The following is a 24,134-nucleotide window of genomic DNA, read 5'->3' as shown; positions in this document are numbered from 1 at the left end:
TAGCGTGGTGCGGGTGAGCGCTCACTCCCAGGTTTCCCCGGCTCCGCCGGCCGAGCTGCCCGCCACGCTCGGCGCGCTGCGCGCGACCGGCCACCACTACCGCACCGTCAAGCAGGAACTCCGCGACAACCTCCTCGCCCGGATGCGGTCCGGCGAGGAGCGCTTCCCCGGCATCGTCGGCTACCAGGACACGGTGCTGCCCGAGGTCGAGCGGGCGCTGCTCGCCGGCCACGACATGGTGCTGCTCGGCGAGCGGGGGCAGGGCAAGACCCGACTGATCCGCGCGCTCGGCGGCCTTCTCGACGAGTGGACCCCGGTGATCCCCGGCTCGGTGCTCAACGAGCACCCGATGCACCCGCTCACCCCGGCCAGCCGGGCCCGGGTGGCCGAGGCCGGCGACGACCTGTCGATCGGCTGGCTGCACCGCTCGATGCGCTACGGCGAGAAGCTCGCCACGCCGGACACCAGCGTGGGCGACCTGATCGGCGACGTCGATCCGGTCCGGCTCGCCCAGGGGCGTACGCTCGGCGACCCGGAGACCATCCACTTCGGCCTCGTCCCGCGCACCAACCGGGGCGTGTTCGCCGTCAACGAGCTGCCCGACCTGGCCGAACGGATCCAGGTGGCGCTGCTCAACGTGCTGGAGGAGCGGGACATCCAGGTCCGCGGCTACCAGCTCCGGCTGCCGCTGGACCTGCTGCTGGTGGCCAGCGCCAACCCGGAGGACTACACCAACCGGGGCCGGATCATCACTCCGCTCAAGGACCGCTTCGGCGCCGAGATCCGCACCCACTACCCGCTCGACCTGGAGCTGGAGCTGGCGTTGATCCGGCAGGAGGCCGACCTGGTCGCAGGCGTGCCGGAGCACGTGCTGGAGGTGCTCGCCCGGTTCGCCCGCGGGGTGCGCGAGTCGCCGTCGGTGGACCCGCGCTCCGGGGTGTCCGCCCGGTTCGCCATCGCCGCCGCGGAGACCGTGGCCGCCGCCGCGCTGCGCCGCTCCGGCCTGCTCGCCGCCGGCGACACCGCCGGCACCGCCGACGCCGGGTCCCGCCGCGCGCCGGAGGAGGCGGTGGCGCGCGTCGGCGACGCGGTCTCGGTGACGTCGACGCTGCGCGGGAAGGTCGAGTTCGAGAGCGGCGAGGAGGGGCGCGAGATCGAGGTGCTCGCACACCTGCTGCGTACCGCCACGGCGGAGACGTTCCGGGCCCGGCTGTCCGGGCTGGACCTGTCCGGCTTCACCGGGCTGGTCGCCGAGGGCGGCGCCGTCGAGACCGGTGAGCTGGTCTCCGCCGCGGAGCTGCTGCGCCAGGTCGGCACCGTGCCAGGGCTGGCCAAGGTGCTCGACCGGCTCGGTCTGGGTGACGCGCCCAGCCCGGCGGAGGCCGCCGCCGGCGTCGAGTTCGTCCTCGAAGGGCTGCACCTGACCCGCCGGCTCGGCAAGGACGTCACCGACTCCGGGCGCACCGTCTACGGCGGCCGGGGCTGACCGTGGCCGGCAACCGGTTCCGGTACGGGCAGTGGCGCGGCGGGCCCGACCCGCTCGCCCCGCCGTACGACGTGCGTGCCGCGGTGGACGCGGTCGGCGCGGAGGTGCTCGGCGGGGGCAGCCTCCGGGAGGCGCTGCGGGACCTGCTGCGGCGCGGCCCGGACGGGCGCGGCGGCCTCCAGGACCTGGCCGCCCGGGCCCGCCGGCTGCGCCGGGAGGCGCTGCGCCGGGGCGACCTGGACGGCGCGGTGACCCGGGCCCGCGCGCTGCTCGACCAGGCGCTCGCCGCCGAGCGGGACGAGCTGCGGGGCCGCGACGGCGACGACGCCCGGTTCGCCGAGGCGGTGCTGGACAATCTGCCCCGGTCCACCGCGCGCGCGGTCTCCGAGCTGTCCGGGTACGACTGGGCCAGCGCCGAGGCCCGCCAGACGTACCAGCGGATTCTCGACGGGCTGCGTGGCGACGTGCTGGAGCAGCGCTTCGCCGGGCTGCGGGACGCGGCGCGGGCCGCCGGTGACCCGGACGCCCAGCGCCAGCTCGGCGACATGATGCGCGACCTCAACGAGTTGCTCGCCCGGCACGCCCGCTCGGAGGACACCACCGACGCGTTCGCCGAGTTCATGCGCCGGCACGGCGAGTTCTTCCCGGAACGGCCCCGCAACGTCGACGAGCTGATCGACGTGCTGGCCCGCCGGTCGGCGGCCGGGGAACGACTGATGCGGTCGCTGTCGGACCGGCAGCGCGAGGAACTGGCCGGGCTGATGCGCCAGTCGCTCGGCGACCGGCTCGCCGGGGAGCTGTCCCAACTCGACGCGCACCTGCGTTCGCTGCGCCCCGACCTGAACTGGCAGCGCGGCGAACGGGTCCGCGGCGACCAGCCGCTCGGCTACGGCGAGGCGACCGGCGCACTCGACGAGATCGCCGAACTCGACGAGCTGCTGGACTCGCTCGACCAGGACCAGGCCGGCGCCACGCTTGACGACGTCGACGTCGACGCGGTGGCCCGGACGCTGGGCCGGGACGCCGCCGACGACGTACGCCGCCTGCGCGACCTGGAGCGGGAGTTGCGCCGCCAGGGCTGGGTGACCCGGGACGCGGACGGGCTCACGCTCAGCCCGAAGGCGCTGCGCCGGCTCGCCGGCACCGCGCTGCGGCGGGTCTTCGCCGACCTGACGGCCGGTCCCCGGGGCCAGCACGACCTGCGCTCCGCCGGTGCGGCCGGCGAGGTCAGCGGCGCCTCCCGCCCCTGGGAGTACGGCGACGAGCAGCCGCTGGACGTGGTGCGCACGCTGACCCGGGCGGTCCGCCGGGCCGGCCCCGGCGTGCCGGTGCCGCTCGCGGTCGAGGACTTCGAGGTGATGGAGACCGAGCGTCGGGCGTCCGCGGCGGTGGTGCTCTGCGTCGACCTGTCGTACTCGATGATCTCGCAGGGGCGGTGGGGCCCGATGAAGCAGACGGCGCTGGCGCTGTCGCACCTGATGGCCACCCGGTTCCCGCAGGACGCGTTGCAGATCGTCGGCTTCGGGCGGGAGGCGATGCCGCTGACCCAGCAGGAGCTGGCGGCGGCGGAGCCGGACATGGAGCAGGGCACCAACCTCCAGCACGCGTTGCGGCTGGCGGGCCGGCACCTGCGCCGCCACCCGGGCGCCGAGCCGGTGGTGCTCGTGGTGACCGACGGCGAGCCCACCGCCCATCTGGATCCGGACGACGGCGAGGCGTACTTCAACTGGCCCCCGCTGCCGGAGACGATCGAGGCGACCATCCGCGAGGTGGACAAGCTGACCCGGTACGGCGCCACGCTCAACCTGTTCATGCTCGGCGACGACCCGGGGCTGCGCCGGTTCGTCGACGCGGTGGCCCGCCGTTCCGGTGGCCGGATGTTCACCCCCGACCTGAACGACCTCGGCGAGTACGTCGTCTCCGACTACCTCCGCGCCCGCCACGGCCGCCGCTGACGATCTCATCCGGGTGAACCGCACCGGGTAGCCGTGGTGCGGGCGGTCGCTCCGAGGGTTGGATGCGGGCATGGACGAGGTGGACGCCGGAGCGCTGCGGCGGGCCTATGACGAGCTGCTCGCCGAGGTGGACGCGGGCGGGTTCGGGCCGCCGCCGGAGGGGGAGCTGAGCGCCGAGCAGATCGTCGCGCACCTCGCCGCCAACGACGAGCTGATGAGCGAGGCGACCGAGGCGGTGCTGGCCGGGTCGCCGTTCGCCTACTACGACCTGGACACCGTGCACCGCCCGCAGCTCGACGCGCTGGTCTCCGAGTGCGGCGGGCTGGACGGGCTGGCCGCCCTGCTGCGGGCCACCAGCCTGAAGCTCTGCGCGCTGGCCGAGCGGCTCGGCCCGGCCGCCGAGACGCCCGTCGAGACCGTGCTGCGCGAGGGCTTCGACCTCGACGTGGACGACGCGCTGCCCTGGGGGCGTGCGCTCGACCTGCACATCCGGGTGCACCTGCCGCTGCACCTGACCCAGCTCCGCGCGCTACGCCGGCAGCCCCACCTGGCCTGACCCCGAGGGCGCGCGGAAGGCGCGGCGGTAGGCGGTGGGGGCCACGCCCACCCGGGCGTGGAAGTGCTGGCGCAGGGCGGCGGTGGTGCCGAAGCCGGCGTCCCGGGCGATCCGGTCGACGCTCAGGTCGGTGGTCTCCAGCAGCACCCGGGCGTGCTCGGTGCGTTGCCGCAGCAGCCACTGCGCCGGGCTGAGCCCGGTCTCGGAGCGGAAGTGCCGGGTGAACGTGCGGACGCTCATCCGCGCGTGCGCGGCCATCTCGCGCAACGCGACCGGTTCGTGCAGCCGGTGCCGGGCCCACTCGCGGGTGGCCGCGGTGCCGGTGGTCGTGGCCCGGGGCACCGGCCGCTCGATGTACTGTGCCTGGCCGCCGTCGCGCCACGGCGGCACCACGCAGCGGCGGGCCGCCCGGTTGGCCACCGCGCTGCCGTGGTCGGTGCGGATCACGTGCAGGCAGAGGTCGATGCCGGCGGCCACCCCGGCCGAGGTGAGCACCGGCCCGTCGTCGACGAAGAGCACCTCGGGGTCGAGCCGTACGCCGGGGTACAGCCGCCGGAAGCGGGCCGCGTACGCCCAGTGGGTGGTGGCCGGCCGGCCGTCGAGCAGGCCGGCGGCGGCGAGCACGAACGCGCCGGTGCAGATGGACATGATCCGGGCGCCCCGCTCGTGGGCGGCGCGCAGCGCGTCCGCCACGTCGTCGTCCACCGTGCCGGCGGTGAGCGGTGGGCCCTCGTGGATGCCGGGGACGATCACCGTGTCGGCGGTGGCCAGCGCGTCGAGGCCGTGGTCGGGGAGCACCCGGAAGCCGCCCGTGCTGCGGACCGGACGGGCCCCGGCGGTGCAGGTGGTGACCGCGTACAGCCGGGTCCGGTCCGTGACGCGGGCGGCGCCGAAGAGCTGGGCGGGGGTGCCGAGGTCGAGGGCGACCACGCCGTCCAGGGCGAGGACGACGACGCGGTGCGGCGGCAGGGCGGGCATGGCCCGATTATTGCGCACGATGGCTTTCCGGCCACTCGTCCCCGGCGCCCGCCGAGGCGAGACTCGGAGGGTGAGAAGACTGCACCCGGCCTGGCTGGTCGCCGGCGTCGCGTTCGTGGCCCTGGTCGGCGCCGCCGGCTTCCGGGCCACCCCGGGCGTCCTGCTGCATCCGTTGCACGCCGAGTTCGGCTGGCCGCTCGCCACCATCTCCGCCGCCGTCTCGGTCAACCTGCTGCTCTACGGCGTCACCGCCCCGTTCGCCGCGGCGCTGATGGACCGGTTCGGCATCCGCCGGGTGGTGGCCGTCGCGCTGCTGCTGGTGGCCGCCGGCAGCGGGCTGACCGTGGCGATGACCGAGAGCTGGCAGCTCATCCTCTGCTGGGGCGTGCTGGTCGGGCTGGGTACCGGCTCGATGGCGCTCGCGTTCGTGGCGACCGTCACCGGGCGCTGGTTCGTCCGCCGCCGGGGCCTGGTCACCGGCGTGCTCACCGCCGGCGGGGCGGCCGGGCAACTGGTGTTCCTCCCGCTGCTCGCGGTGCTGGTGCGCGACCACGGATGGCGGACGGCGGCACTCGTCGTGGCCGGGGCCGCGCTCGCCGTCGTACCCCTGGTGGGGTGGTTGCTGCGCGAGCACCCGGCGGATCTCGGCCGACCCGCCTACGGCGCCACCGAGGTCGTGCCGCCGGCCCGGCCGGCCGGCGGCGCGGCGGGCCGCGCGGTCGGCGCGCTGGCCGCCGCCGCGCGGACCCGGCCGTTCTGGTTGCTGGCCGGCGGCTTCGCGATCTGCGGCGCGACCACGAACGGGCTGGTCGGCACGCACTTCGTGCCGGCCGCGCACGACCACGGCATGCCGGAGACCACCGCCGCCGGCCTGCTCGCCCTGGTCGGGATCTTCGACATCGCCGGGTCGGTGGCGTCCGGCTGGCTCACCGACCGGGTCGACAGCCGGCTGCTGCTCGGCGCCTATTACACGTTGCGCGGCGGATCGCTGCTGGTGCTGCCGAGCCTGTTCGCCGGCCGGGCCGAGCCGAGCATGCTGGTCTTCGTCGTCTTCTACGGGCTGGACTGGGTGGCCACCGTGCCGCCGACGGTGGCGCTGTGCCGGGAGTGGTTCGGCGCGTCCGGCGCGGTGGTGTTCGGCTGGGTCTTCGCCGCGCACCAGGTGGGCGCCGCGCTGGCCGCCACCGGCGCCGGCCTGGTCCGGGACCGCCTCGGCGACTACGCGATGGCCTGGTACGTGGCCGGTGCGCTCTCGATCGGCGCGGCCGGGCTCTCCCTGCTGCTGCGCCGACGCTCCGTCGGTGAGCCGGCGTTCGCGCCGCCGCCGGTGGCGGCCGGCCGGCGGGCGTGGAGCTACCGGGGCTGAGTCAGCCGAGCGCCCACTGCTGCTCGGCGGCGCCGCCGCACGGCGCCTGTTCCAGCTCCCGACCGGCCTCGGTGCCCGCGTCGTCGACCTGCGCGCACTTTCCGCTGTGCACGGCGACCAGCAGCACCGGCCCGCCGCCTGTCGGCTGGAGCTTCCACTGCTGGTTGGCCTGCCCGTTGCAGGACCACTGCTGCACGTCGGCGCCGTCGTCGGTGCTCGCCTCGTTGACGTCGAGGCACTTGCCGCTGGCGGCGTTGACCAGCAGGTAGGTGTCCGGGGCGACCGGCGTGACCACCCACTGCTGCTCCGGCCCGCCGGTGCAGTCGGCGAGCGCGGCCTGCGCGCCCTCCGGGTCGTCACCGGTGACGCCGACGCAGCGCCCGGACGGCACGCCCCGGATCACCCGGGGCGTGGCCACCGGCGCGGCCGGTGTCTCCGGCGTCGCGCTCGGCGTGGGCGACGGCGCGGCCCTGGTCGTCGGCGGGGCCGAACTCGGCTCGCTCTCCGCCGGGGTCGGCACGGCCGCCGCCGGCACCACCGGCCGGTCGGCCCCGCCCCCCAGCACGCCGGTCGCGAAGAACACCCCCAGGAGTACGCCGACCAGGCCGATGCCCAGCGCGGTCCGCATCAGCGGGTCCCGGGGCAGCCGGCTCCCGCCGCGGGCGGGGCGGGCACCGTAGACGGTGCCGGACGGGTCGGGACGCGGGTCGGCCATGGGGGCATCCTGACCCACCGGAGCCGCCGAGGGCCAGTCGCCCCGGCGGCCGGTGACTCAGTCGACGACCCGGACGTCCTTCCAGAACGCCACCCGGTCCCGCACCATCTCGGCCCCGGACTTCGGGTCGGGGTAGTACCAGACCGCGTCCGGGCTGGTGGCCCCGTCGTGTTCCAGCGTGTAGTAGGAGGCGGTGCCCTTCCACGGGCAGACCGTGTGCGTGTCGGAGGAGCGGATCAGGTCGTCGCGCAGGGCCGTACGCGGGAAGTAGTGGTTGCCCTCGACCAGCACGGTGTCGTCGCTCTCCGCGACGACCAGGTCGTTCCAGACGGCTTTCGGCATGTCCTTCACGCTATGCCGCGACCCGCCCGTCGGCCACCGTCGAGGGTGCCACGAATTGTCGGACCGGGGCGTAAGGTGATCTCATGCGAGCTGTCCGTGATCATGAACGGGCGGTGGACGCGTTGCGGCGGTCCTACGCCGCGGTGCCCGCCGGTGAGACGGTGCGGCTGGCCAAGCAGACGTCGAACCTGTTCCGTCCCCGGTCCGCGCCCCGGGTGCCGGGGCTGGACGTGCGCGGGCTGACCGGGGTGCTCGACGTCGACGCGACGGCCCGCACCGCCGACGTGCAGGGCATGTGCACCTACGAGGACCTGGTCGACGCGACACTGCCGCACGGCCTGATGCCGCTGGTCGTGCCGCAGTTGCGCACCATCACGCTGGGCGGCGCGGTGACCGGCCTGGGCATCGAGTCGACGTCCTTCCGCAACGGCCTGCCGCACGAGTCGGTGACCGAGATGGACGTGCTCACCGGCGCGGGGGAGCTGATCACCACCCGTCCCCGGGGCGAGCACGCCGAGCTGCACCGGGCGTTCCCCAACTCGCTGGGCAGCCTCGGTTACGCCACCCGGCTGCGCATCGAGCTGCAACCGGTCGGCCGGCACGTGGCGCTGCGCAACATCCGGTTCACCCGGCTGGAGGAGCTGGTCGACGCGATCGGCGAGGTGGTCGACAAGGGCGCGTTCGGGGGCGAGCCGGTCGACGCCATGGACGGCGTGATGTTCAGCCCCGGCGAGTCCTACCTGGTGCTCGCCACGTTCACCGACCAGGCCGACGGCCGTCCGTCCGACTACACCGGCCAGGAGATCTACTACCGCTCCCTGCGTCGGCGCACCCGCGACGTGCTGACCGCGTACGACTATCTCTGGCGGTGGGACACCGACTGGTTCTGGTGCTCGTCCGCGTTCGGCGTGCAGCACCCGGTGCTCCGGCGGCTCTGGCCGCAGCGCTACCGGCGCAGCGACTTCTATCACAAGATCGTGCGCTTCGAGCACCGGCACCAGGTGGCCGCCCGGGTCGACAGGTGGCGGGGCCGGCCGGCGCGCGAGCGGGTGGTGCAGGACGTGGAGATCCCGCTGGCGCGTACGCCGGAGTTCCTGCGCTGGTTCGCGGCGAACGTGGGAATGGATCCGGTGTGGCTCTGCCCGCTGCGGTTGCGGGAGCCGGCCGGCCCGGGATCGGCCCGGGCGTGGCCGCTGTATCCGCTCCAACCGGGCGAGACCTATGTGAACATCGGCTTCTGGGGCAGCGTCCCGATCGCGCCGGGCGCCGCCGACGGCGACGTCAACCGGCGGATCGAGCACATGGTGTCGGAGACGGGCGGCCACAAGTCGCTCTACTCCGACGCGTACTACGACCGGGCCGCGTTCGACCGGCTCTACGGCGGGGAGACCTGGCGCGCCGTGAAGGACCGCTACGACCCGGATCATCGACTCACCGGACTGTACGAGAAGGCGGTATCCCGAGCATGAGTCTGACCGACCGAACACCGGGGGCGGCGAGCGCCCCGGCCGGGCCGCCCACGGGCGGCCGGCGCACCGGACCGACCGTCGCGGACGTGATCCGCGCGGTGACCACCGGCGACCTGCCCGTCCGGGTCACCGGGTACGACGGCAGCGCGGTGGGCCCGGCCGACGCCGGGATCACCCTGGCGATCCGCACCGAGCGGGGTCTGTCGTACCTCCTCACCGCGCCGGGTGACCTGGGCATGGCCCGGGCCTACGTCAGCGGTGACCTGGGGCTCGACGGCGTGCACCCCGGTGACCCGTACGAGGCGTTGCGGGTGCTCAAGGACGAGATGCCGCTGCGGATGCCGCCGGTGGCCGACGCGCTGGCCCTGGTCAAGGGGCTGGGCTGGGAGCGGCTGCGGCCCCCGCCGGCCCCGCCGCAGGAGGCGGCGCCGCGCTGGAAGCGGGTGGTGAACGGGCTTCGTCACTCGCGGGCGCGGGACAGCACCGCGATCTCCCACCACTACGACGTGTCGAACGCCTTCTACGAGAAGGTGCTCGGCGAGTCCATGACGTACACCTGCGCGGTCTTCCGCAGCCCCGGCGACACACTGGAGGAGGCGCAGCGGGCCAAGTACGACCTGGTCGCCGGCAAGCTGGCGCTCACGCCGGGGATGCGGCTGCTGGACGTCGGCTGCGGCTGGGGCGGCATGGTCCGGCACGCGGCCCGGGAGTACGGCGTCAAGGCGCTGGGCGTGACGCTGTCCAGGGCGCAGGCCGAGTGGGCACAGGCCGCGATCGAGCGGGAGGGGCTGGGCGACCTGGCCGAGGTGCGGCACCTCGACTACCGGGACGCGCCGCGCGAGCAGTTCGACGCGATCTCCTCGATCGGGCTGACCGAGCACATCGGCGTGCGCAACTACCCGGCCTACTTCGGCGCGTTGCGGTCCCGGCTCAAGCCCGGTGGTCGGCTGCTCAACCACTGCATCACCCGGGCCGACAACCGGGCGCCGCACCGCTCCGGCGCGTTCATCGACAGGTACGTCTTCCCGGACGGTGAGCTGGCCGGCCCGGGGCGGCTGATCAGCGAGATCCACGACGCCGGGTTCGAGGTGCACCACGAGGAGAACCTGCGCCAGCACTATGCGCTGACGCTGGCCGGCTGGTGCCGCAACCTGGTCGAGCACTGGGACTTCTGCGTCAACGAGGTCGGTCCGGGCACCGCCCGGGTGTGGGGCCTCTACATGGCCGGCTCCCGGATGGCGTTCGAACGCAACGGCATCCAACTGCACCAGGTGCTCGCCACGCACAACGGCCCGCAGGGGGTGAACGGCTACCCGCTGCGTCCGGACTGGACGCCCTGACCCGTACCGACGAGAGGCCGCGCGGACCCGCGCGGCCTCTCGTCGGCGCTATTGACAAATGATTTTTGTACGTACAAACTTGTTTTTGCCATGAGAGACGTCCTGTACCTGGAAGCACGCGAGCAGGCGGAGACCCTGCTCAAGCCGCAGCGCATCGAGGTGCTGCGGCAACTCGCCGAACCGCGCACCTGCACCGAGGTCGCCGCCCGGCTGGACCAGACGCCGCAGCGCGTCTACTACCACGTCAAGCAACTGGTCGCGGCCGGCCTGGCCGAGCAGGTCGCCCAGCGGCAGGTGCGCGGCATCACCGAGGGCATCTACCAGGCCGTCGCCCGGTCCTACTGGCTCTCCCCGCGGCTGGTCGGCCGCATCGGCGACGGGCGCCGGGTGCGCGACGAGCTGAGCCTCGGCTACCTGCTCGACCTGATGGAGGAGGTCCAGGCCGACATCGCCGCGCTCGACCGGGCCGCCCCCGAGCTGCCCTCGATCGGCGTGTCCGGCGAGATCCGGGTGCCCGCCGAGCGGCGCCAGGAGTTCCTGCACGACCTGCAGTCGACGCTGCGGGACCTGTTCACCCGATACGGCGGCGCCGAGGGAGACGCCTTCAAGCTCGCCGTGGCCTGCTACCCGAAAGGCGACAACACCGATGACTGAGCCGCTGACCGTCCGCGCCCGCCTCGCCGCCGACGTGGCGACCGTCCGCCGCGCGCTGACCGACCCGACCGAGCTGCGCGTGTGGCTCGCCGAGCACGCCGAGGTCGAGCTGCCCCGCCGGTACGAGTTCTGGGGCCGCTTCACGCCCGAGGGCGACGCGCCGCACCAGCGGCTGCGGCACGTCGACGACACGTCACTGCGCTTCACGTGGACGCTCGACGGGGTGGAGACCACCACCGAGATCGAGCTGGCGCCCGACGGCGACGCCACGATCCTCACGCTGCGGCAGAGCCACTTCTCCTTCGACGAGGCGATGAGCGGCAGCAGCATCCGGGGCGTGCTCCAGACGTACTGGGCGCTGTCGATCGCCAACCTCAACGCGCACCTGGAGGGACGGTCGCTGCTGCCGCGTACCGACTTCACCGCCGCCGACCTGCGCGGCGAGCTGCTGATCGACGCCCCGATCGACGCCGTGTGGACCTCGCTGACCGACTCGGAGCAGGCCAGCGCCTGGTTCGGCTACCCGATCGGCATCGAACCCTGGGCGGGCGGTCGCTACGCGATGGGCGGCTTCGACACCGGCTACGCGGCCAAGGTGCTGGACGTGACGCCCGGGCGGGCCATCTCCGTCGACTGGGGGCCCACCGGCGTCAGCACCTGGGAGCTGGCCGAGTCCGCCGGCCGGACGAAGCTGACGTTCGTGCAGTCCGGCTTCGACGAGGGCAACCCCCCGTACGCCGCCTGGACCGGCACCGTGGCCGGCCTGGCCGAGCTGCGCCGCTTCCACGAACTCCCCGCCTGGCGCCCCATCTGGCTCTGACGGTGAAAGGACGGGCCCCCTGTTAACGCCTGCGGTATAGGAGGGGGCCCCGCTTAACCCGTGCCCCGGGTGGGTAATGCCGGGCGATGTTCTTCATCTTCGGGCTGCGGACCAAGGTCACCCGGTCCGGTGTCGTCACCCGGGTCTGTCGTCACTGCGGCAACCAGGCCGCACAGGTGATCACGCGGAGGGCCACGAAGTTCAGCCTCTTCTTCGTCCCGCTGATCCCGGTGCGCACCCGGTACGCGCAGCAGTGCACGTTCTGCGGCGCCGAGTACGACATCTCCCGCGCCGAGGCCGAGCGCCTCCCGGTCGGCTGACCGTGACGCGCTTCCTCTGTTGGCTGATGGGACGGCCGATGGTCACACCGCCCGCCGTGCCGGTGCACACCGCCGCCCGTCCGCCCTGCACGCCCGGCCGTCGGCACCGTCGCCGCAGCCGGCCGGCGGCTGGCGCGCTGTCCCCGCGCTCCCCGTGGAACCGTTCCGCCGGACGGTGACCCACCGGAGCGGGTGTCAACAGGGGAACCCTCCTCTACCGGAGGCGTTAACAGGGGGCCCGTCCTTACACTTCATCGGGTGGAAGATCGGCTGGGGGAGATTCGGGGTGGGGGGCCGCCGCGGCGGCACAACGCCCGCACCATCGCGGCGCTGACCGGCAACCCCGGGTGCACCCGGCGCGCCGTGCTGGACAGCGCCGGCGCGGACAAGCCGGCGCTGGCCGAGCGGCTGGGCTTCCCGGCCCGGTTCGGGCAGTCCCGGTTCGCCATCACCCGGGGCAACGCGTTCGAGGCCCAGGTCAAGGCGGACGGCGGGGTGGAGCTGCTGCGCCTGGTGGCGGAGCGGCTCGGCGTACCGGTGCCGGCGGGCGCGACCTGGACGGACCTGGGCGGCGACGACGACCGGACGGAACGCTCCCGGGCGGCGTTGACGGCCGGCGGGGACGCTCCGGCGCTGTTCGACCATCCGCTGCTCGGCCTGGACGTGGCCGGCCGACGCGTGCACCTGGAGCCGGACCTGGTCGCCGCCCGGCTGGCCGGCCGGTTCCACGTCGTGGAGATCAAGTCGTTTCCGGTGATCGACGGGCAGGCCGACCCGGCGAAGGTGGCCGCCGCCGCGATCCAGTCCGCGGTCTACGTGCTGGCCCTGCGGGAGCTGCTCGCCGCCGCGGGACGCGATCCGGAGCTGGTCTCGCACGAGGTGGTGCTGATCTGCCCGCGCGACTTCGCCAACCGGCCGGTGGCCAGCCTGCTCGACGTCCGCCGGCAGCTCCTGGTGCTGCGCCGGCAGCTCGCCCGGATGGCCCGCGTCGACGACCTGCTGGCCACCCTGCCGGCCGGCTTCACCGCCGACCCGGCGGCCGACCCGGCCACGCTGGCCGCCGCGCTGCACGAGGTGCCGGCCCGCTACGCGCCGGACTGCCTGGCCGCCTGCGAGCTGGCCTTCTTCTGCCGACACGAGGCGCGCGGCCAGACCGGGGCGCTGGGCCGGCCGGTCCGGGAGGCGCTCGGCGGTGTGCCGGCGGTGACGGACGTGCTGGCGCTCGCCGCGGGCGTCCGTACCCCGGAGCCGGAGCAGGCGGAGGCCGCCGCGCTGCTGCGGGCCGCCGCGCGCCTGCGCGCCGACGCCCTCGCCGGAAACCCCGCATGAGTACGCCCCGAAGCGCGCGGGCGCGTCGAGCGGGGGAGCCGCGGTGAGTACGCTGCGCGCGCTGGCCCGGGCGCAGGCGGTCGCCGCCGGGCGGGCCCAGCCGGTGGCCACGGTCCGGCACCTGCACCTGTCGGACCGGCCGCTGGTGCTGGTGCCGCTGGCTCTCGCGGGTGAGGCGAACGCCCCACTGGCCGTGCTGGTGGGCGCCGCGCCGGACGAGGCCCGGCTGCTGGTGGTGCCGCAGCCCCGCAACCGGGACCAGCGGTTCGCGTTCGCCGCCGAGCTGGCCGGCATCGTGCTGCCCTATCTGGACTCGTTCCGCGGCGTGACCGAGGCGGTGGCGGTGGACCGGGGCCGGGACGTCCGCCACCGGTACGTCGACGCGCCGCAACTGCTGGTGCCGAACCCGGCCGGGGTCACGTTCCTGCGGCTGTTCGGTCGGTCCACCCGCTTCCGTCGCCCGGACGGCGACCATCCGGTGCACCCGTCGGTGCCGCTGCTCGGCCGCTGGTTGACGTTCTTCGCGGAGCGGGCCGAGCAGCCCGGCTCGGCGGCGCTGCTGGCGATGACCGACGCGTTGACGCTGCACTGGGCGACCGGGCAGAGCGCGGTGGAGGACCTGCACCTGCCGGCGTTGCTCGGCTGGCTCGACCCGCCGCCGGGGTCGACCGGGGCCGAGGCGGCGCTCCGGGCCGAGGATCCGGCGCTCGTGCCACCGGCCGGGCCGGCCACCGACCCGGAATTCGACAACCACCGGCTGGCCCCGGCGATCGAGGCGTACGCCGGGGGCGATCCGGCGGCGTACGACGAGCTTGCCGGGCTGCTGCGCGGCCAGCTCGCGCCCACCTGGGAGCTGATGTGGCGCGGTGTCGGGCTGTTGCGGGCGTTGCCGCCCGGCGCGCGGGTGGCGGGTCGGTGGGCGGGGGACCGGGACGCGTTCACCGGGTACGCCGAGCACGTCGACGCCGGCGGCGGTCCGCAGCCGCGCCGGGACGGCGCGGTGGCCGCGGCGCTGCGGTTGCAGCGGCTGGAGCGGGCGCTGACCGCGTGGGCGGTGCAGCGGGCGTACGACGATCCGCTGGTGATGGCCGAGCACCGGCTGGCCGGCGAGGCGTTCGTGGGCGAGGTGACGCTGGCGGACCCGAAGCGGGTGGACGACTCCGGCCGGCGGCCGGTGCTGCGGCCCCGGATCCAGGTGGTGACCGTCGAGCCGGTGCCGATGCCGGTGGGCGCGACGCTGTATTCGCCGGCCCGACCGGGCCAGAAGGCGACCGTGGTGTTCGTGACCCCGGGCGGGGACGGCAAGACGGAGGTGGTGCTGGAGCTGTCCGGCGGGATGGGACGCGGGCTGACCGCGCCGGCCGGCAGCGTGCCGGAGGTGGGGGAGCGGATCTGCCTGACCAGCCTCTCCGACGGCTACCTGCCGGGTGGCGTGTTCCCGACGCCGGAGGAGACGCCGTGGACGCACGGCGGACCGCCGGAGCATCACGACGGGTAGCAGTATCAATTCATTTACATGCTTGAAACTTAATCGGTTCAGTAGTGCACTGGTGGCAGCCACGCCCGACCCCCTGACCCGAAAAGGTGACCCATGCGAAGCCGCAGGATCCGCCTCGCGTCGACCGCCGCCGCCACCGTCCTGGCCGCCGCCACCGCCCTCTCCGTCGTCGCGCCGGCCGAGGCGCACACCGTCGCCCCGGCCAACGCGAACGCGTCCACCGCCACCCGCAACGTGCTCAACTGGCTCGCCCACCTGCCCAACCGCAGCAGCAACCGGATCGCCTCCGGCTTCTTCGGCGGCTACAGCAACAGCGGCTTCTCGCTCAGCCAGACCGAGGAGCTGCGCGCCGCCACCGGCCAGTACCCGGCGATCCTGAGCTGCGACTACGGCTCCGGCTGGGCGACCAACAACGACATCACCGCGCTCGTCGACTACTCCTGCAACTCGTCGCTGAAGTCCTGGTCGGCCAGCGGGGGCCTGGTCACCATCAGCGTGCACCTGCCCAGCCCGGCCAACGCCAACGGGGGCGGGCTGAACACCCCGATGGGCAACTTCGCCGACCTGCTCAACCCGTCGACCGCCGCCGGCGCCCGCTGGCGTCAGCTCCAGGACAAGATGGCCGCCGGCCTCCAGGACCTGGAGAACGCCGGGGTGCCGGTGCTGTTCCGACCGTTCCACGAGGTCAACGGCGACTGGTTCTGGTGGGGCAACCGCGACCCGAACACGTTCAAGCAGGTCTGGCAGCAGACGTACACCTACCTCACCGGCACCAAGGGGCTGGACAACCTGCTCTGGGTCTACTCGGCCGACTTCAGCCGGGGCAACCGCACCGCCTACTACCCGGGCAGCTCCTACGTGGACGTCGTCGGCATGGACGCGTACGACGACAACCCGCAGGTCTCCGGCATCCAGTCCGCGTACAGCGAGCTGGTCGGGCTGGGCAAGCCGTTCGCGTTCGCCGAGATCGGGCCGGACAGCCAGGGCTCGTTCGACTACGGGCGCTGGGTCACCGCGTTCCAGCAGAGCTACCCGAAGACGTCCTACTTCCTGGCCTGGAACGACGGCTGGGGCCCGGCCCGCAACGCCGGCGCGAGCACGCTGTTCAACAACTCCTGGATCGCCAACCGGGGCGAGGTCGACCTGGGTAACGTCACCGAGCCGGGTGGCGGCGGCACCACCCCGCCCCCGTCCGGCGGCACGCTGCTCAACGGGTTCGAGTCCGGCACCGAGGGCTGGACCGGCGCAGGAGTCACCGGCGGGCCCTGGCAGGTCACCGAGTGGGCGGCGGAGGGCACCCGCTCGCTGAAGTCCGACGTCAACCTGGGCGCCGGCGCCGCGTACCTGAAGAAGACCGCCACCACCAGCCTGAGCGGGCGTGGCACGCTGCGGGCCACCGCGCGCGTCGCGCCGTGGGGCAGTTTCGGCACCGGCAGCCAGGCGAAGCTCTACGTCAAGACCGGGGCCGGCTGGCAGTGGTTCGACGGCGGCACGGTCGCGGTCACCTCGGCCGGGGTGAACCTGTCGCTGTCGCTGGCCGGCGTGGCCAACCTCGGCGACGTGCGGGAGATCGGCGTGCAGTTCGTGCCGGGCAGTGGCGCGGGCGGCACCTCGGCGGTCTATGTGGACAACGTCACCGTCCAGTGACGACGGACCGGTCCGGTCCGGCTGACTGTCGCTATTGGGCGGTTATGTTCCGGCGCGCTACACGTCCCGTGTCCGCCGGATAACATCCAGCGGGACCGGACCGGACCCCCGGTCCGCGCCGATCGAACCACGGGGGATTCGTTGTCAGTTCGCCATGCCCGCCGGTGGGGAGCCGCTCTCCTCGGCGTCGTCACCGTCTCGACGCTGCTGGGTGGTGGGACCGCGTCGGCCGTCAGCGGTGCCACCCCGGTGCCCGACGGCACCTACGTTTTCACCGCCAAGATCACCTTCGGTGACCTGCGCGCCTGCACCGGCGCGCTGGTCGACCCGAACTTCGTGGTCACCGCGAAGACCTGCCTGACCGACGGCACCGGCCCCGTCACCGCCGGCGCCCCGGCCCGCCCCACCACCGTCGTCGTCGGGCGCACCGACCTGACCGGCACCGCCGGTCACCAGCGCGCCGCCGTCGCGGTCCTCCCGCACCCGGACCGCAACCTGGCGCTGCTCCGGCTCGCCAACCCGGTCACCGGCATCACCCCGGTCGCGCTCGCCACCGCCGCGCCCGCCGCGGCCGACACGCTGACCGTCGCCGGGTACGGCCGCACCGCCACCGAGTGGGTGCCGGACCGGCTGCACGCGGCCGACTTCACCGTGGAGGGTGTCGGCGCGGCCACCGCCGACGTCACCGGCGCCTCGGCCGGGGCCACCATCTGCCGGGGCGACGCCGGTGGCCCGGCGCTCCGCCTCGTCGCCGGTGTGCCGCAGCTCGTGGCGATCGGCAACACCTCCTGGCAGAAGGGCTGCCTCGGCGAGACCGAGACCCGCGACGGGGCCACCGTCACCCGGGTGGACGACCTGTCCGCGTGGATCCGCGAGCGGACCGCCGACGTGCAGATCTTCGGGGTGACCGCCACCGGGCAGCTCACCTACGGCGTCATCGACGCCGCCAGCGGCGAACTGCGCGCGAACCGGGTGTCGACCGCGACGCTCGGCTTCACGCCCAAGGCGATGGCCACGCTGAACGAGAACACCATCCTGGTGACGGACACCGGCGGCAAGATGTACCGGCTGGACGTGACAGGCGTCGACCCGCTGACGTTCACCACCACCTGGATCGGGGACGGCTGGTCCTCCTACGACCGGCTGACCTACGACGGCTACGGCTCGCTCTACGGGCAGATCGGCTACGAGCTGCGTCGCCGGACGCTCACCACCGAGAAGCCGACCTCGCAGAACGACCTCGGGTACCCGGTGACGGTCGCCGCCGGCTTCAGCCAGAAGACGCTCACCTCCCCGGCGCCGGGCCGCATCCTCGGCAACCTCGCCGACGGCCGGCTGCTCTCCTACCGCATCAACGGAGGCGGGCCGGAGGGGTTCATCCTCAGCACGCTCGCCACGACCGGCTGGGCCGGTTACACCCACGTGCTCTCGCCCGGTGGCGGCTGGTACTTCGCCCGCACGGCCGGCGGCGGGCTGGACCGCTTCCGCGACGCGAACCCGGTCGACGGCAGCGGCGCCGACCTGGCGAAGTCCACAGCGGTCAGCACCAGCGGGTGGAACCAGACCCTGCTGTCGGCCCGGCCGTGGCACGGCGTCATCTCGGTCTTCGGCGCCCGGCCCGACGGGCGGCTCACCTACACCGCCCTCGACCCGGTGACCGGCGCGATCGTGGTGCGGACGGTCTCCGAGCAGACGCTCGGCTTCACGCCCAAGGCGCTGGCCACCCTCAGCTCGGACACCCTGCTGGTGACCAACGGCGGTGACCTCCACCGGGTCGACGTCACAAGCGTCCAGCCGCTCACCTTCACCCGCACCACCGAACGCCTCGGCGGCGGCTGGACGCACGACCGGCTGGTCTACGACGGCAACGGCTCACTCTTCGGGCAGGCCGGCAGCGTCCTGCACAGGTACACGGTGGCCAAGGCCAAGCCGGCCGACGCGACCACCGACCTGCCCAACCACGTGGTGCCGATCGCCAGCGGCTTCGGGGTGCAGTCCCTCGGCGCCAACGGCAAGGGGCATCTGATTACCACGACCAGCACCGGGGCCCTGGCCACCTACGTCGTCACGCCGGCCGGCGCCTGGGACGGCCGGTTCGACCCGGCGACCAGCGGCTGGAACGGGGTCACGTCGCTCTTCTCGCCGGGCGGCGGCCAGTACTACCGGCGCGACGCCAACGGCGTGCTGACCGGCTACCTGGAGACCAGGCCGTTCGACACGAGCGGCGCCGACCTGGCGGCGTACGTGCCGACCGGCACGGCCAGCGCCGGCTGGGACGCGATCCTCTCCGCCCAGTCGTACGACTCCTGGCCGGACAGCACCCGCCGCTGGTGATCCGCGCCGAGGTCCGATGAGGACGCGGGCCGTCTCCACTGCGGTGGGACGGCCCGCGTCGCGTCCGGTGGCCGACACCGGACCGAGTCTGGCGGCGGCCCCCGGCGCTGACTAGGCTTGCGCCGTTCGTCGTCCGCCGTCCGGTCCTCATCACCGAGGGCGCACGTCTGGAAGAGAGCCGGAGCGCATCGTTGTCCCCCCGCACGACGTGAGCCTCGCCGCCGCGGCGCCGGCCCGTCACCCGCTCGCCGGCCGTGTCGGACTCGTCGCGGCCGCCGTCGTCGTACTCGGGGAGATGATCTGGCTGGTCGCCGCCCTGCCCGGCGCGGCGCTTGTCAGCGACCTCGGCGCGATGGCGGTGTCGAGCTGGGCGGCGGTGCTCTGCGTCGGCGCGGCCCGCCGGCACCCGGTCCCGCTGCGGCGGTTCTGGTTGCTGCTCGCGACCACCATGGCCCTCGCCGCGCTCGGTCGTACGGTGTGGACGGTCGAGCGGCTCAGCGGGATCGACCTGCCGCACACGCCGCTGGTCGGCGGGCTCTTCACCGCCGGCATCGTCACCGGCACCGCCGCGCTGCTCTGCTCCCGGGCCGGCGGAAGCAGCCTCATCGGGCAGGCCCGCACGCTGCTCGACGGCGTGATCGTCGGGCTGGCCCTGATCCCGATCGGCTGGGTGGTGGTGTTCCGCGACCTCGCCGCCGCCGACCTGTCCGACCCGCTGCGTACGTTCGGGCTGCTCTACCCGATGTTCGACCTGATGCAGCTCACCATCCTGGTGGCGGTCGCCGGGCCGGGCCGGCCGATGTGGCGGGCGCTCACCCTGATCGGCGCGGGCCTGGCGATCCGGGCCGGCGCCGACGCGGTCTACGTCTCCCTCGTCGCGCACGGCAGCTACGCCCCCGGGCACCCGGTCGACGTCTGCTGGCCGCTGAGCTACCTGCTGGTCGGCCTGGCCACCCGCTGTCCGGCGCCGGGCGGCGGTGACCGGGAGGACGACGCCGGCGAGTCGCCGCTGCCGCCGTGGTGGCGGGTCGCGCTGCCGTACCTGCCGGTGGGCGGCGCGATCGTCGCGGTGATGGTGTCCCGGCAGCCCACCGGGCAGACCCCGCACCTGGTCTTCGTCGGCATGATGGCGCTGCTCGGGGTGCTGGCGCTGCGGCAGGGGCTGGCCGCGAACGAGAACCTGCGGCTGGTCGCCCGGCTGCGCCGGCTGGCCTACTCCGACCAGCTCACCGGCCTGCCCAACCGGCTGACCTTCATCCGGCGACTGCGCCGCGCGCTGCGGGCGGGTGGACCGGTCGCCGTGGTGCTGCTCGACCTGGACGGCTTCAAGCAGGTCAACGACCGGTTCGGGCACGCCGCCGGGGACCGCCTGCTCACCACCACCGCGGCGCGCATGCGGGACGCGACCGGCCCGGACGGGATGGTCGCCCGGCTCGGTGGCGACGAGTTCGCGGTGCTTGTCGCCGGGGACCGCCCGGTGGCCCCCGAGCGGCTCGCCGTGCGGCTGCTCGCCGCGCTCGAACCGCTGCCCGGCGAGGAGGACCTCGGCGTCCACCCGTCGGCCAGCATCGGCATCGCCGAGTACGGCCCGCAACACAGCTCGCACACCGACCTGCTGCGCGACGCCGACATCGCCATGTACGCGGCGAAGGCGGCCGGCAAGTCCGCCTGGCGCACGTGCACGCCGGAGCTGCGCGAGTCGGCGGTGAGCCGGGCCGAGCTGATCGCCGACCTGCGCCGCGCGGTCGACGAGGGTCAGTTGCTGATGGAGTTCCAGCCCATCGTCGACCTGGCCACCGGCACGGTGCGCAGCGCCGAGGCGCTGGTCCGCTGGCGGCATCCCCGGCTCGGCGTGCTCACCCCGGCGCGGTTCCTGCCGCTGGCCGAGGAGACCGGGCTGATCCTGGCCATCGACCGCTGGGTGATCCACGAGGCGTGCCGGGCCGCCGCGACCTGGCGGGAGCGGGCCCCCGAGGTGACCGTCGCGGTCAACATCGCCGCCGCCCACCTCTGCCGGCCGGACCTGATCGCCACGGTCACCGGCGCGATGGGCGCGGCCGGGCTGCCGCCGCGCGCGCTCACCCTGGAACTCACCGAGTCGGCGCTGATCGAGGGCAGCGAGGCGGTGCTCGACCGGCTGGCCCAGCTACGCGACCTCGGCATCCGCATCGCCATCGACGACTTCGGGACCGGCTACTCGTCGTTGAGCTACCTGCACCGGATCCCGGCCACCGAACTGAAGATCGATCGATCCTTCGTGGCCCGGCTGGGCGCCGGCGACTCCCGCGCGTACGCCACGGTGGAGATGGTCAACCGGCTGGCCGGCGCGTTCGACCTGGCGGTGGTGGCGGAGGGGGTGGAGACCGGCGCCCAGCACGCGGCGGTCACCGCGATCGGCTGCCGGCAGGGCCAGGGCTGGCGGTACGGCCGTCCGAGCGCCCTGCCGGACCTGCTCCCCACGTTGGCGCACGAGAGAATCAGCGGGTGACTTGACCCTCACGCTGCGGGAGGCGGGAGCCTTGGTCGCGGAAGGGAGGGAACCCATGGCGTACACGGTGGGTCAGGTGGCGCGGGCGGCCCGGGTGACGGTCCGCACGCTGCACCACTACGACGAGATCGGGCTGCTGCGGCCGAGCGGGCGGACCCCGGCGGGCTACCGCCGTTACGAGGACCGCGACCTGGACCGCCTCCAGCTCATCCGCTACTACCGCGAGCTGGGGTTCCCGCTTGACGAGATCGCCGCGATCCTGGACGACCCGGACGCCGACCCGGCGGCGCACCTGCGCCGGCAGCACGAGCTGCTCTCCGGGCGGATCGGCAAGCTCCAGGAAATGGTCGCGGCGATCGAGCGCGCGATGGAGGCGAGGAAGTTGGAGATCCGATTGACGCCGGAGGAGCGGTTCGAGGTGTTCGGGGACTTCGACCCGGACGAGCACGCCGAAGAGGTGGAGCAGCGGTGGGGTGACACCGAGGCGTACCGGCAGTCGCAGCAGCGGGCCAGCCGCTACTCGAAGGAGGACTGGCTGCGCAACAAGGCGGTGAACGAGGACTGGGGGCGGCGGTTCGCCGCGCTGATGGACTCGGGCGCGTCGGCCGACGGCCCGGAGGCGATGGCGCTGGCCGAGGAGCACCGCCAGCTCATCACCGAGTGGTGGTACGACTGCTCGTACGAGATCCACACCGGGCTGGCCGACATGTACGTGGCCGACCCCCGGTTCACCGCGTACTTCGAGACGATCCGGCCCGGGATGGCCGCCTACCTGAACGAGGCCATCCACGCCAACGCGATCAGCCGGGCCTGAGCCCGCCCCGGATGGCACGATGGCCGGATGTTCATCGTCGCCGGCACCCTCTACGTCGATCCGGCCCGGCGGGACGCCTACCTGGCGTCCTGCGCGGAGGCCGTCCGCGCGGCCCGCGCCGCACCCGGCTGCGTCGACTTCGCGGTCAGCGCCGACCTGGTCGAGCCGGGCCGGATCAACGTGTACGAGCGGTGGGAGTCCGACGAGCAGTTGCTCGCGTTCCGTGGTTCCGGGCCGGACGCGGCGCAGGTGACGGCGATCCTCGGCGCCGAGGTGCACAAGTTCCGCATCTCCGGCGTCGAGGCGCCCTGAGCAGGGCTCGTGGCCCTGGCTGGCCTGGGGCGAACAGTGCCCACGGGTCGCCTACGAACTTGATGGCACGGATGGGTCAGCACGGCGGCTGCTGTTGGCCGCGCCCTGGTTGACCCATTCACGCCATCAAGTTCGTAGGCGGTGTGAGAGCATCCTCGTTCGTCGCAGCCGGGCAGCCCGGCAGCCGGGGGCTAGACGAAGACGTCGAGCAGGAGGACGCCGAGGAAGCCGACCACCGAGATGATGGTCTCCATCACCGACCAGCTCTTGATGGTCTGCCCGACGGTCAGCCCGAAGTACTCCTTCACCAGCCAGAAGCCGGCGTCGTTGACGTGTGAGAAGAACAGCGACCCGCAGCCGATCGCCAGCGCCAGCAGCGCCACCTCGGGGCCCTGGAGCGTGGCGGCCAGCGGCGCGACGATGCCGGCGGCGGTGATGGTGGCGACCGTGGCCGAGCCGGTGGCGACCCGGATGCCGACCGCGACCAGCCAGCCGAGCAGCAGCGGCGACAGGTTGGCGCCGGTGGCGGCGTCCGCGACCAGGTTGCCCACGCCGGCGTCCACCAGCACCTGCTTGAAGCCGCCGCCGGCGGCGACGATCAGCAGGATGCCGGCGATCGCCGGCAGCGAGCCACCCAGGAAACCCGAGACCTGGGTACGGCTGAAGCCGTTCCGGTAGCCCAGGAAGACCATGGCGAAGATGACGCCGGCGAGCAGCGCGACGATCGGGGTGCCGGCGATGTCCAGCGCCTTGCGGCCGGCGGTGTCCTCGTCGAGGGTCAGCTCGCCGATGGCGCGCAGCAGCATGAGCGCCACCGGCAGCAGCACGGTGACCACGGCGGCCCAGAGCGCCGGCGTGCGCCGGGACCGCGGCCCGGCCGGCTCGTCGATCGACGCGCCGGGACGACCGGTGCCGGGGTTGACCAGGTCGTCCTCGGTGACCAGGTCGCCGTCGGCGTCGGCCCGCCCGTCGCCGGGACGGGTGGGGCTGCGGTCCCCGGCGACCGCCAGGTCGCGCCGGGTGGGCAGCAGCGCCTCCGGCGCGGTGGCCGGCACGTACCGGGAGATGAAGTTGCCGAACACCGGGCCGGCGATGATCACCGTGGGGATCGCCACCAGCAGGCCGAACGCGAGCGTCTGGCCGAGGTTGGCGCCGAGCGCGTCGATCGCGACCAGCGGGCCCGGGTGCGGCGGCACCAGGCCGTGCAGCACCGACAGGCCGGCCAGCGCCGGGATGCCGATCTTCATCAGCGGCACGTCGACCCGGCGCGAGACCAGCAGCACGATCGGCACCAGCAGCACCACGCCGACCTCGAAGAACAGCGGCAGGCCGATCAGCGCGGCGACCCCGGCCATCGCCCAGGGCAGCGCGCCACCGGAGACTCGGCCCACCACCCGTTCGACGATGCTGTCCGCCCCGCCCGACTCGGCCAGCATGCCGCCGATCATCGCGCCGAGCGCGATCAACAGACCGACGCCGCCGACCGTGGAGCCGACGCCGCCGCTGAACGAGGTGACGATCTTGTCGGCGGAGACGCCGGCGACCACGCCCAGCACCGCCGCGCCGAGGATCAGCGCCAGGAACGGGTGCACCTTGCCCCAGGCGATGAGCACGACCACCGCCGCGATGCCGAGCAGCGCGGCGACGACGAGTTGGGTGTTGCCGGCGTTCGTGAGTGGTTCCGCCGGTGCGGCGAGCAGTGTGACCACGG

The 24,134-nt window shown here is 73.9% G+C and carries 20 protein-coding genes; 16 read left to right on the top strand and 4 right to left on the bottom strand.

The annotated features are described in order from the left end of the window. The first annotated feature begins 4 nt into the window (after window positions 1-4). From AB0B02_RS20075 to AB0B02_RS20065, 3 genes are all read left to right on the top strand, one after another. The gene (locus AB0B02_RS20075; RefSeq protein ID WP_281943927.1) at window positions 5-1,486 is read left to right on the top strand and encodes a magnesium chelatase; all 1,482 of its coding nucleotides are present in this window, start codon (window positions 5-7) and stop codon (window positions 1,484-1,486) included. Window positions 1,487-1,488: 2 nt separating this feature from the next. Next, the gene (locus AB0B02_RS20070; RefSeq protein ID WP_281943925.1) at window positions 1,489-3,441 is read left to right on the top strand and encodes a VWA domain-containing protein; all 1,953 of its coding nucleotides are present in this window, start codon (window positions 1,489-1,491) and stop codon (window positions 3,439-3,441) included. Between the two features lie 79 nt (window positions 3,442-3,520). Further along, a complete protein-coding gene (locus AB0B02_RS20065; RefSeq protein WP_281944187.1) occupies window positions 3,521-3,997 on the top strand; it encodes a hypothetical protein in 477 nt (158 codons plus the stop codon). Here AB0B02_RS20065 and AB0B02_RS20060 read toward each other — a convergent pair. Next, the gene (locus AB0B02_RS20060) at window positions 3,971-4,975 is read right to left on the bottom strand and encodes a helix-turn-helix domain-containing protein (RefSeq protein WP_281943923.1); all 1,005 of its coding nucleotides are present in this window, start codon (window positions 4,973-4,975) and stop codon (window positions 3,971-3,973) included. The genes AB0B02_RS20065 and AB0B02_RS20060 overlap by 27 nt on opposite strands. Before the next feature lie 19 nt (window positions 4,976-4,994). On the opposite strand from AB0B02_RS20060, the gene AB0B02_RS20055 reads away from it, so the two are divergent. Continuing rightward, complete coding sequence (locus AB0B02_RS20055) at window positions 4,995-6,341, top strand: MFS transporter (RefSeq protein ID WP_357302303.1); 1,347 nt, start codon at window positions 4,995-4,997, stop codon at window positions 6,339-6,341. Between the two features lies 1 nt (window position 6,342). On the opposite strand, the gene AB0B02_RS20050 is transcribed toward AB0B02_RS20055, so the two are convergent. Both AB0B02_RS20050 and AB0B02_RS20045 read right to left on the bottom strand, forming a co-directional pair. Further along, window positions 6,343-7,056 (bottom strand): RICIN domain-containing protein, encoded by a 714-nt coding sequence (locus AB0B02_RS20050; protein ID WP_281943919.1) that lies wholly within the window; start codon window positions 7,054-7,056, stop codon window positions 6,343-6,345. Window positions 7,057-7,113: 57 nt separating this feature from the next. Continuing rightward, entirely contained in the window at window positions 7,114-7,398 is a 285-nt protein-coding gene (locus AB0B02_RS20045) for a DUF427 domain-containing protein (protein WP_281943917.1), read from the bottom strand. Window positions 7,399-7,481: 83 nt separating this feature from the next. Here AB0B02_RS20045 and AB0B02_RS20040 point away from each other — a divergent pair, with 83 nt between their 5' ends. From AB0B02_RS20040 to AB0B02_RS19985, 12 genes are all read left to right on the top strand, one after another. After that, a complete protein-coding gene (locus AB0B02_RS20040; protein WP_357302298.1) occupies window positions 7,482-8,867 on the top strand; it encodes an FAD-binding oxidoreductase in 1,386 nt (461 codons plus the stop codon). Beyond that, complete coding sequence (locus tag AB0B02_RS20035) at window positions 8,864-10,207, top strand: class I SAM-dependent methyltransferase (RefSeq protein WP_357302295.1); 1,344 nt, start codon at window positions 8,864-8,866, stop codon at window positions 10,205-10,207. Before AB0B02_RS20040 ends, AB0B02_RS20035 begins: the two co-directional genes overlap by 4 nt. 90 nt (window positions 10,208-10,297) lie before the next feature. Next, window positions 10,298-10,861 (top strand): helix-turn-helix domain-containing protein, encoded by a 564-nt coding sequence (locus AB0B02_RS20030; RefSeq protein ID WP_281943911.1) that lies wholly within the window; start codon window positions 10,298-10,300, stop codon window positions 10,859-10,861. Next, window positions 10,854-11,681: an SRPBCC domain-containing protein gene (locus tag AB0B02_RS20025; protein ID WP_281943909.1), complete on the top strand. Its 828-nt coding sequence runs from the start codon at window positions 10,854-10,856 to the stop codon at window positions 11,679-11,681. Before AB0B02_RS20030 ends, AB0B02_RS20025 begins: the two co-directional genes overlap by 8 nt. An 86-nt stretch (window positions 11,682-11,767) precedes the next feature. Beyond that, the gene (locus AB0B02_RS20020) at window positions 11,768-12,001 is read left to right on the top strand and encodes a zinc-ribbon domain-containing protein (RefSeq protein WP_107158271.1); all 234 of its coding nucleotides are present in this window, start codon (window positions 11,768-11,770) and stop codon (window positions 11,999-12,001) included. A gap of 258 nt (window positions 12,002-12,259) precedes the next feature. Next, window positions 12,260-13,330 carry a hypothetical protein gene (locus tag AB0B02_RS20015; RefSeq protein ID WP_357302290.1) on the top strand — a complete coding sequence of 357 codons (1,071 nt, stop codon included), beginning with the start codon at window positions 12,260-12,262 and terminating at the stop codon, window positions 13,328-13,330. Window positions 13,331-13,373: 43 nt separating this feature from the next. Then, complete coding sequence (locus AB0B02_RS20010) at window positions 13,374-14,828, top strand: hypothetical protein (RefSeq protein ID WP_357302287.1); 1,455 nt, start codon at window positions 13,374-13,376, stop codon at window positions 14,826-14,828. 93 nt (window positions 14,829-14,921) lie between these two features. Then, entirely contained in the window at window positions 14,922-16,475 is a 1,554-nt protein-coding gene (locus AB0B02_RS20005; RefSeq protein WP_357302284.1) for a glycosyl hydrolase, read from the top strand. Window positions 16,476-16,616: 141 nt separating this feature from the next. Then, on the top strand, window positions 16,617-18,809 hold the full coding sequence (locus AB0B02_RS20000) for a S1 family peptidase (RefSeq protein ID WP_357302281.1): 2,193 nt from the start codon (window positions 16,617-16,619) through the stop codon (window positions 18,807-18,809). 208 nt (window positions 18,810-19,017) lie between these two features. Next, window positions 19,018-21,297, top strand: a complete 2,280-nt coding sequence (locus AB0B02_RS19995) for an EAL domain-containing protein (protein WP_357302278.1) — start codon at window positions 19,018-19,020, stop codon at window positions 21,295-21,297. Between the two features lie 55 nt (window positions 21,298-21,352). Then, complete coding sequence (locus tag AB0B02_RS19990; protein ID WP_281943898.1) at window positions 21,353-22,111, top strand: MerR family transcriptional regulator; 759 nt, start codon at window positions 21,353-21,355, stop codon at window positions 22,109-22,111. 27 nt (window positions 22,112-22,138) lie between these two features. After that, window positions 22,139-22,423, top strand: a complete 285-nt coding sequence (locus AB0B02_RS19985; protein WP_281943896.1) for an antibiotic biosynthesis monooxygenase family protein — start codon at window positions 22,139-22,141, stop codon at window positions 22,421-22,423. A gap of 191 nt (window positions 22,424-22,614) precedes the next feature. Here the strand turns inward: AB0B02_RS19985 and AB0B02_RS19980 are convergent, their stop codons facing one another. Further along, on the bottom strand, window positions 22,615-24,132 hold the full coding sequence (locus tag AB0B02_RS19980; protein WP_281943894.1) for an SLC13 family permease: 1,518 nt from the start codon (window positions 24,130-24,132) through the stop codon (window positions 22,615-22,617). Between the last annotated feature and the right edge of the window lie 2 nt (window positions 24,133-24,134).

It is taken from the genome of Micromonospora sp. NPDC049240 (genome assembly GCF_040647835.1).
Taxonomy (GTDB): Bacteria; Actinomycetota; Actinomycetes; order Mycobacteriales; family Micromonosporaceae; genus Micromonospora.
Note: the sequence above shows the minus strand (reverse complement) of the source record. Positions and strands in the feature narration are given on the sequence as shown.

What these genes read in the sequence shown, in the direction of transcription:
- AB0B02_RS20060 (WP_281943923.1), bottom strand. Translation starts at nt 4,975, where the DNA reads ATGCCCGCCCTGCCGCCGCACCGCGTCGTCGTCCTCGCCCTGGACGGC.
- AB0B02_RS20055 (WP_357302303.1), top strand. Translation starts at nt 4,995, where the DNA reads ATGGCTTTCCGGCCACTCGTCCCCGGCGCCCGCCGAGGCGAGACTCGG.
- AB0B02_RS20050 (WP_281943919.1), bottom strand. Translation starts at nt 7,056, where the DNA reads ATGGCCGACCCGCGTCCCGACCCGTCCGGCACCGTCTACGGTGCCCGC.
- AB0B02_RS20045 (WP_281943917.1), bottom strand. Translation starts at nt 7,398, where the DNA reads ATGCCGAAAGCCGTCTGGAACGACCTGGTCGTCGCGGAGAGCGACGAC.
- AB0B02_RS20040 (WP_357302298.1), top strand. Translation starts at nt 7,482, where the DNA reads ATGCGAGCTGTCCGTGATCATGAACGGGCGGTGGACGCGTTGCGGCGG.
- AB0B02_RS20035 (WP_357302295.1), top strand. Translation starts at nt 8,864, where the DNA reads ATGAGTCTGACCGACCGAACACCGGGGGCGGCGAGCGCCCCGGCCGGG.
- AB0B02_RS20030 (WP_281943911.1), top strand. Translation starts at nt 10,298, where the DNA reads ATGAGAGACGTCCTGTACCTGGAAGCACGCGAGCAGGCGGAGACCCTG.
- AB0B02_RS20025 (WP_281943909.1), top strand. Translation starts at nt 10,854, where the DNA reads ATGACTGAGCCGCTGACCGTCCGCGCCCGCCTCGCCGCCGACGTGGCG.
- AB0B02_RS20020 (WP_107158271.1), top strand. Translation starts at nt 11,768, where the DNA reads ATGTTCTTCATCTTCGGGCTGCGGACCAAGGTCACCCGGTCCGGTGTC.
- AB0B02_RS20005 (WP_357302284.1), top strand. Translation starts at nt 14,922, where the DNA reads ATGCGAAGCCGCAGGATCCGCCTCGCGTCGACCGCCGCCGCCACCGTC.
- AB0B02_RS19990 (WP_281943898.1), top strand. Translation starts at nt 21,353, where the DNA reads ATGGCGTACACGGTGGGTCAGGTGGCGCGGGCGGCCCGGGTGACGGTC.
- AB0B02_RS19985 (WP_281943896.1), top strand. Translation starts at nt 22,139, where the DNA reads ATGTTCATCGTCGCCGGCACCCTCTACGTCGATCCGGCCCGGCGGGAC.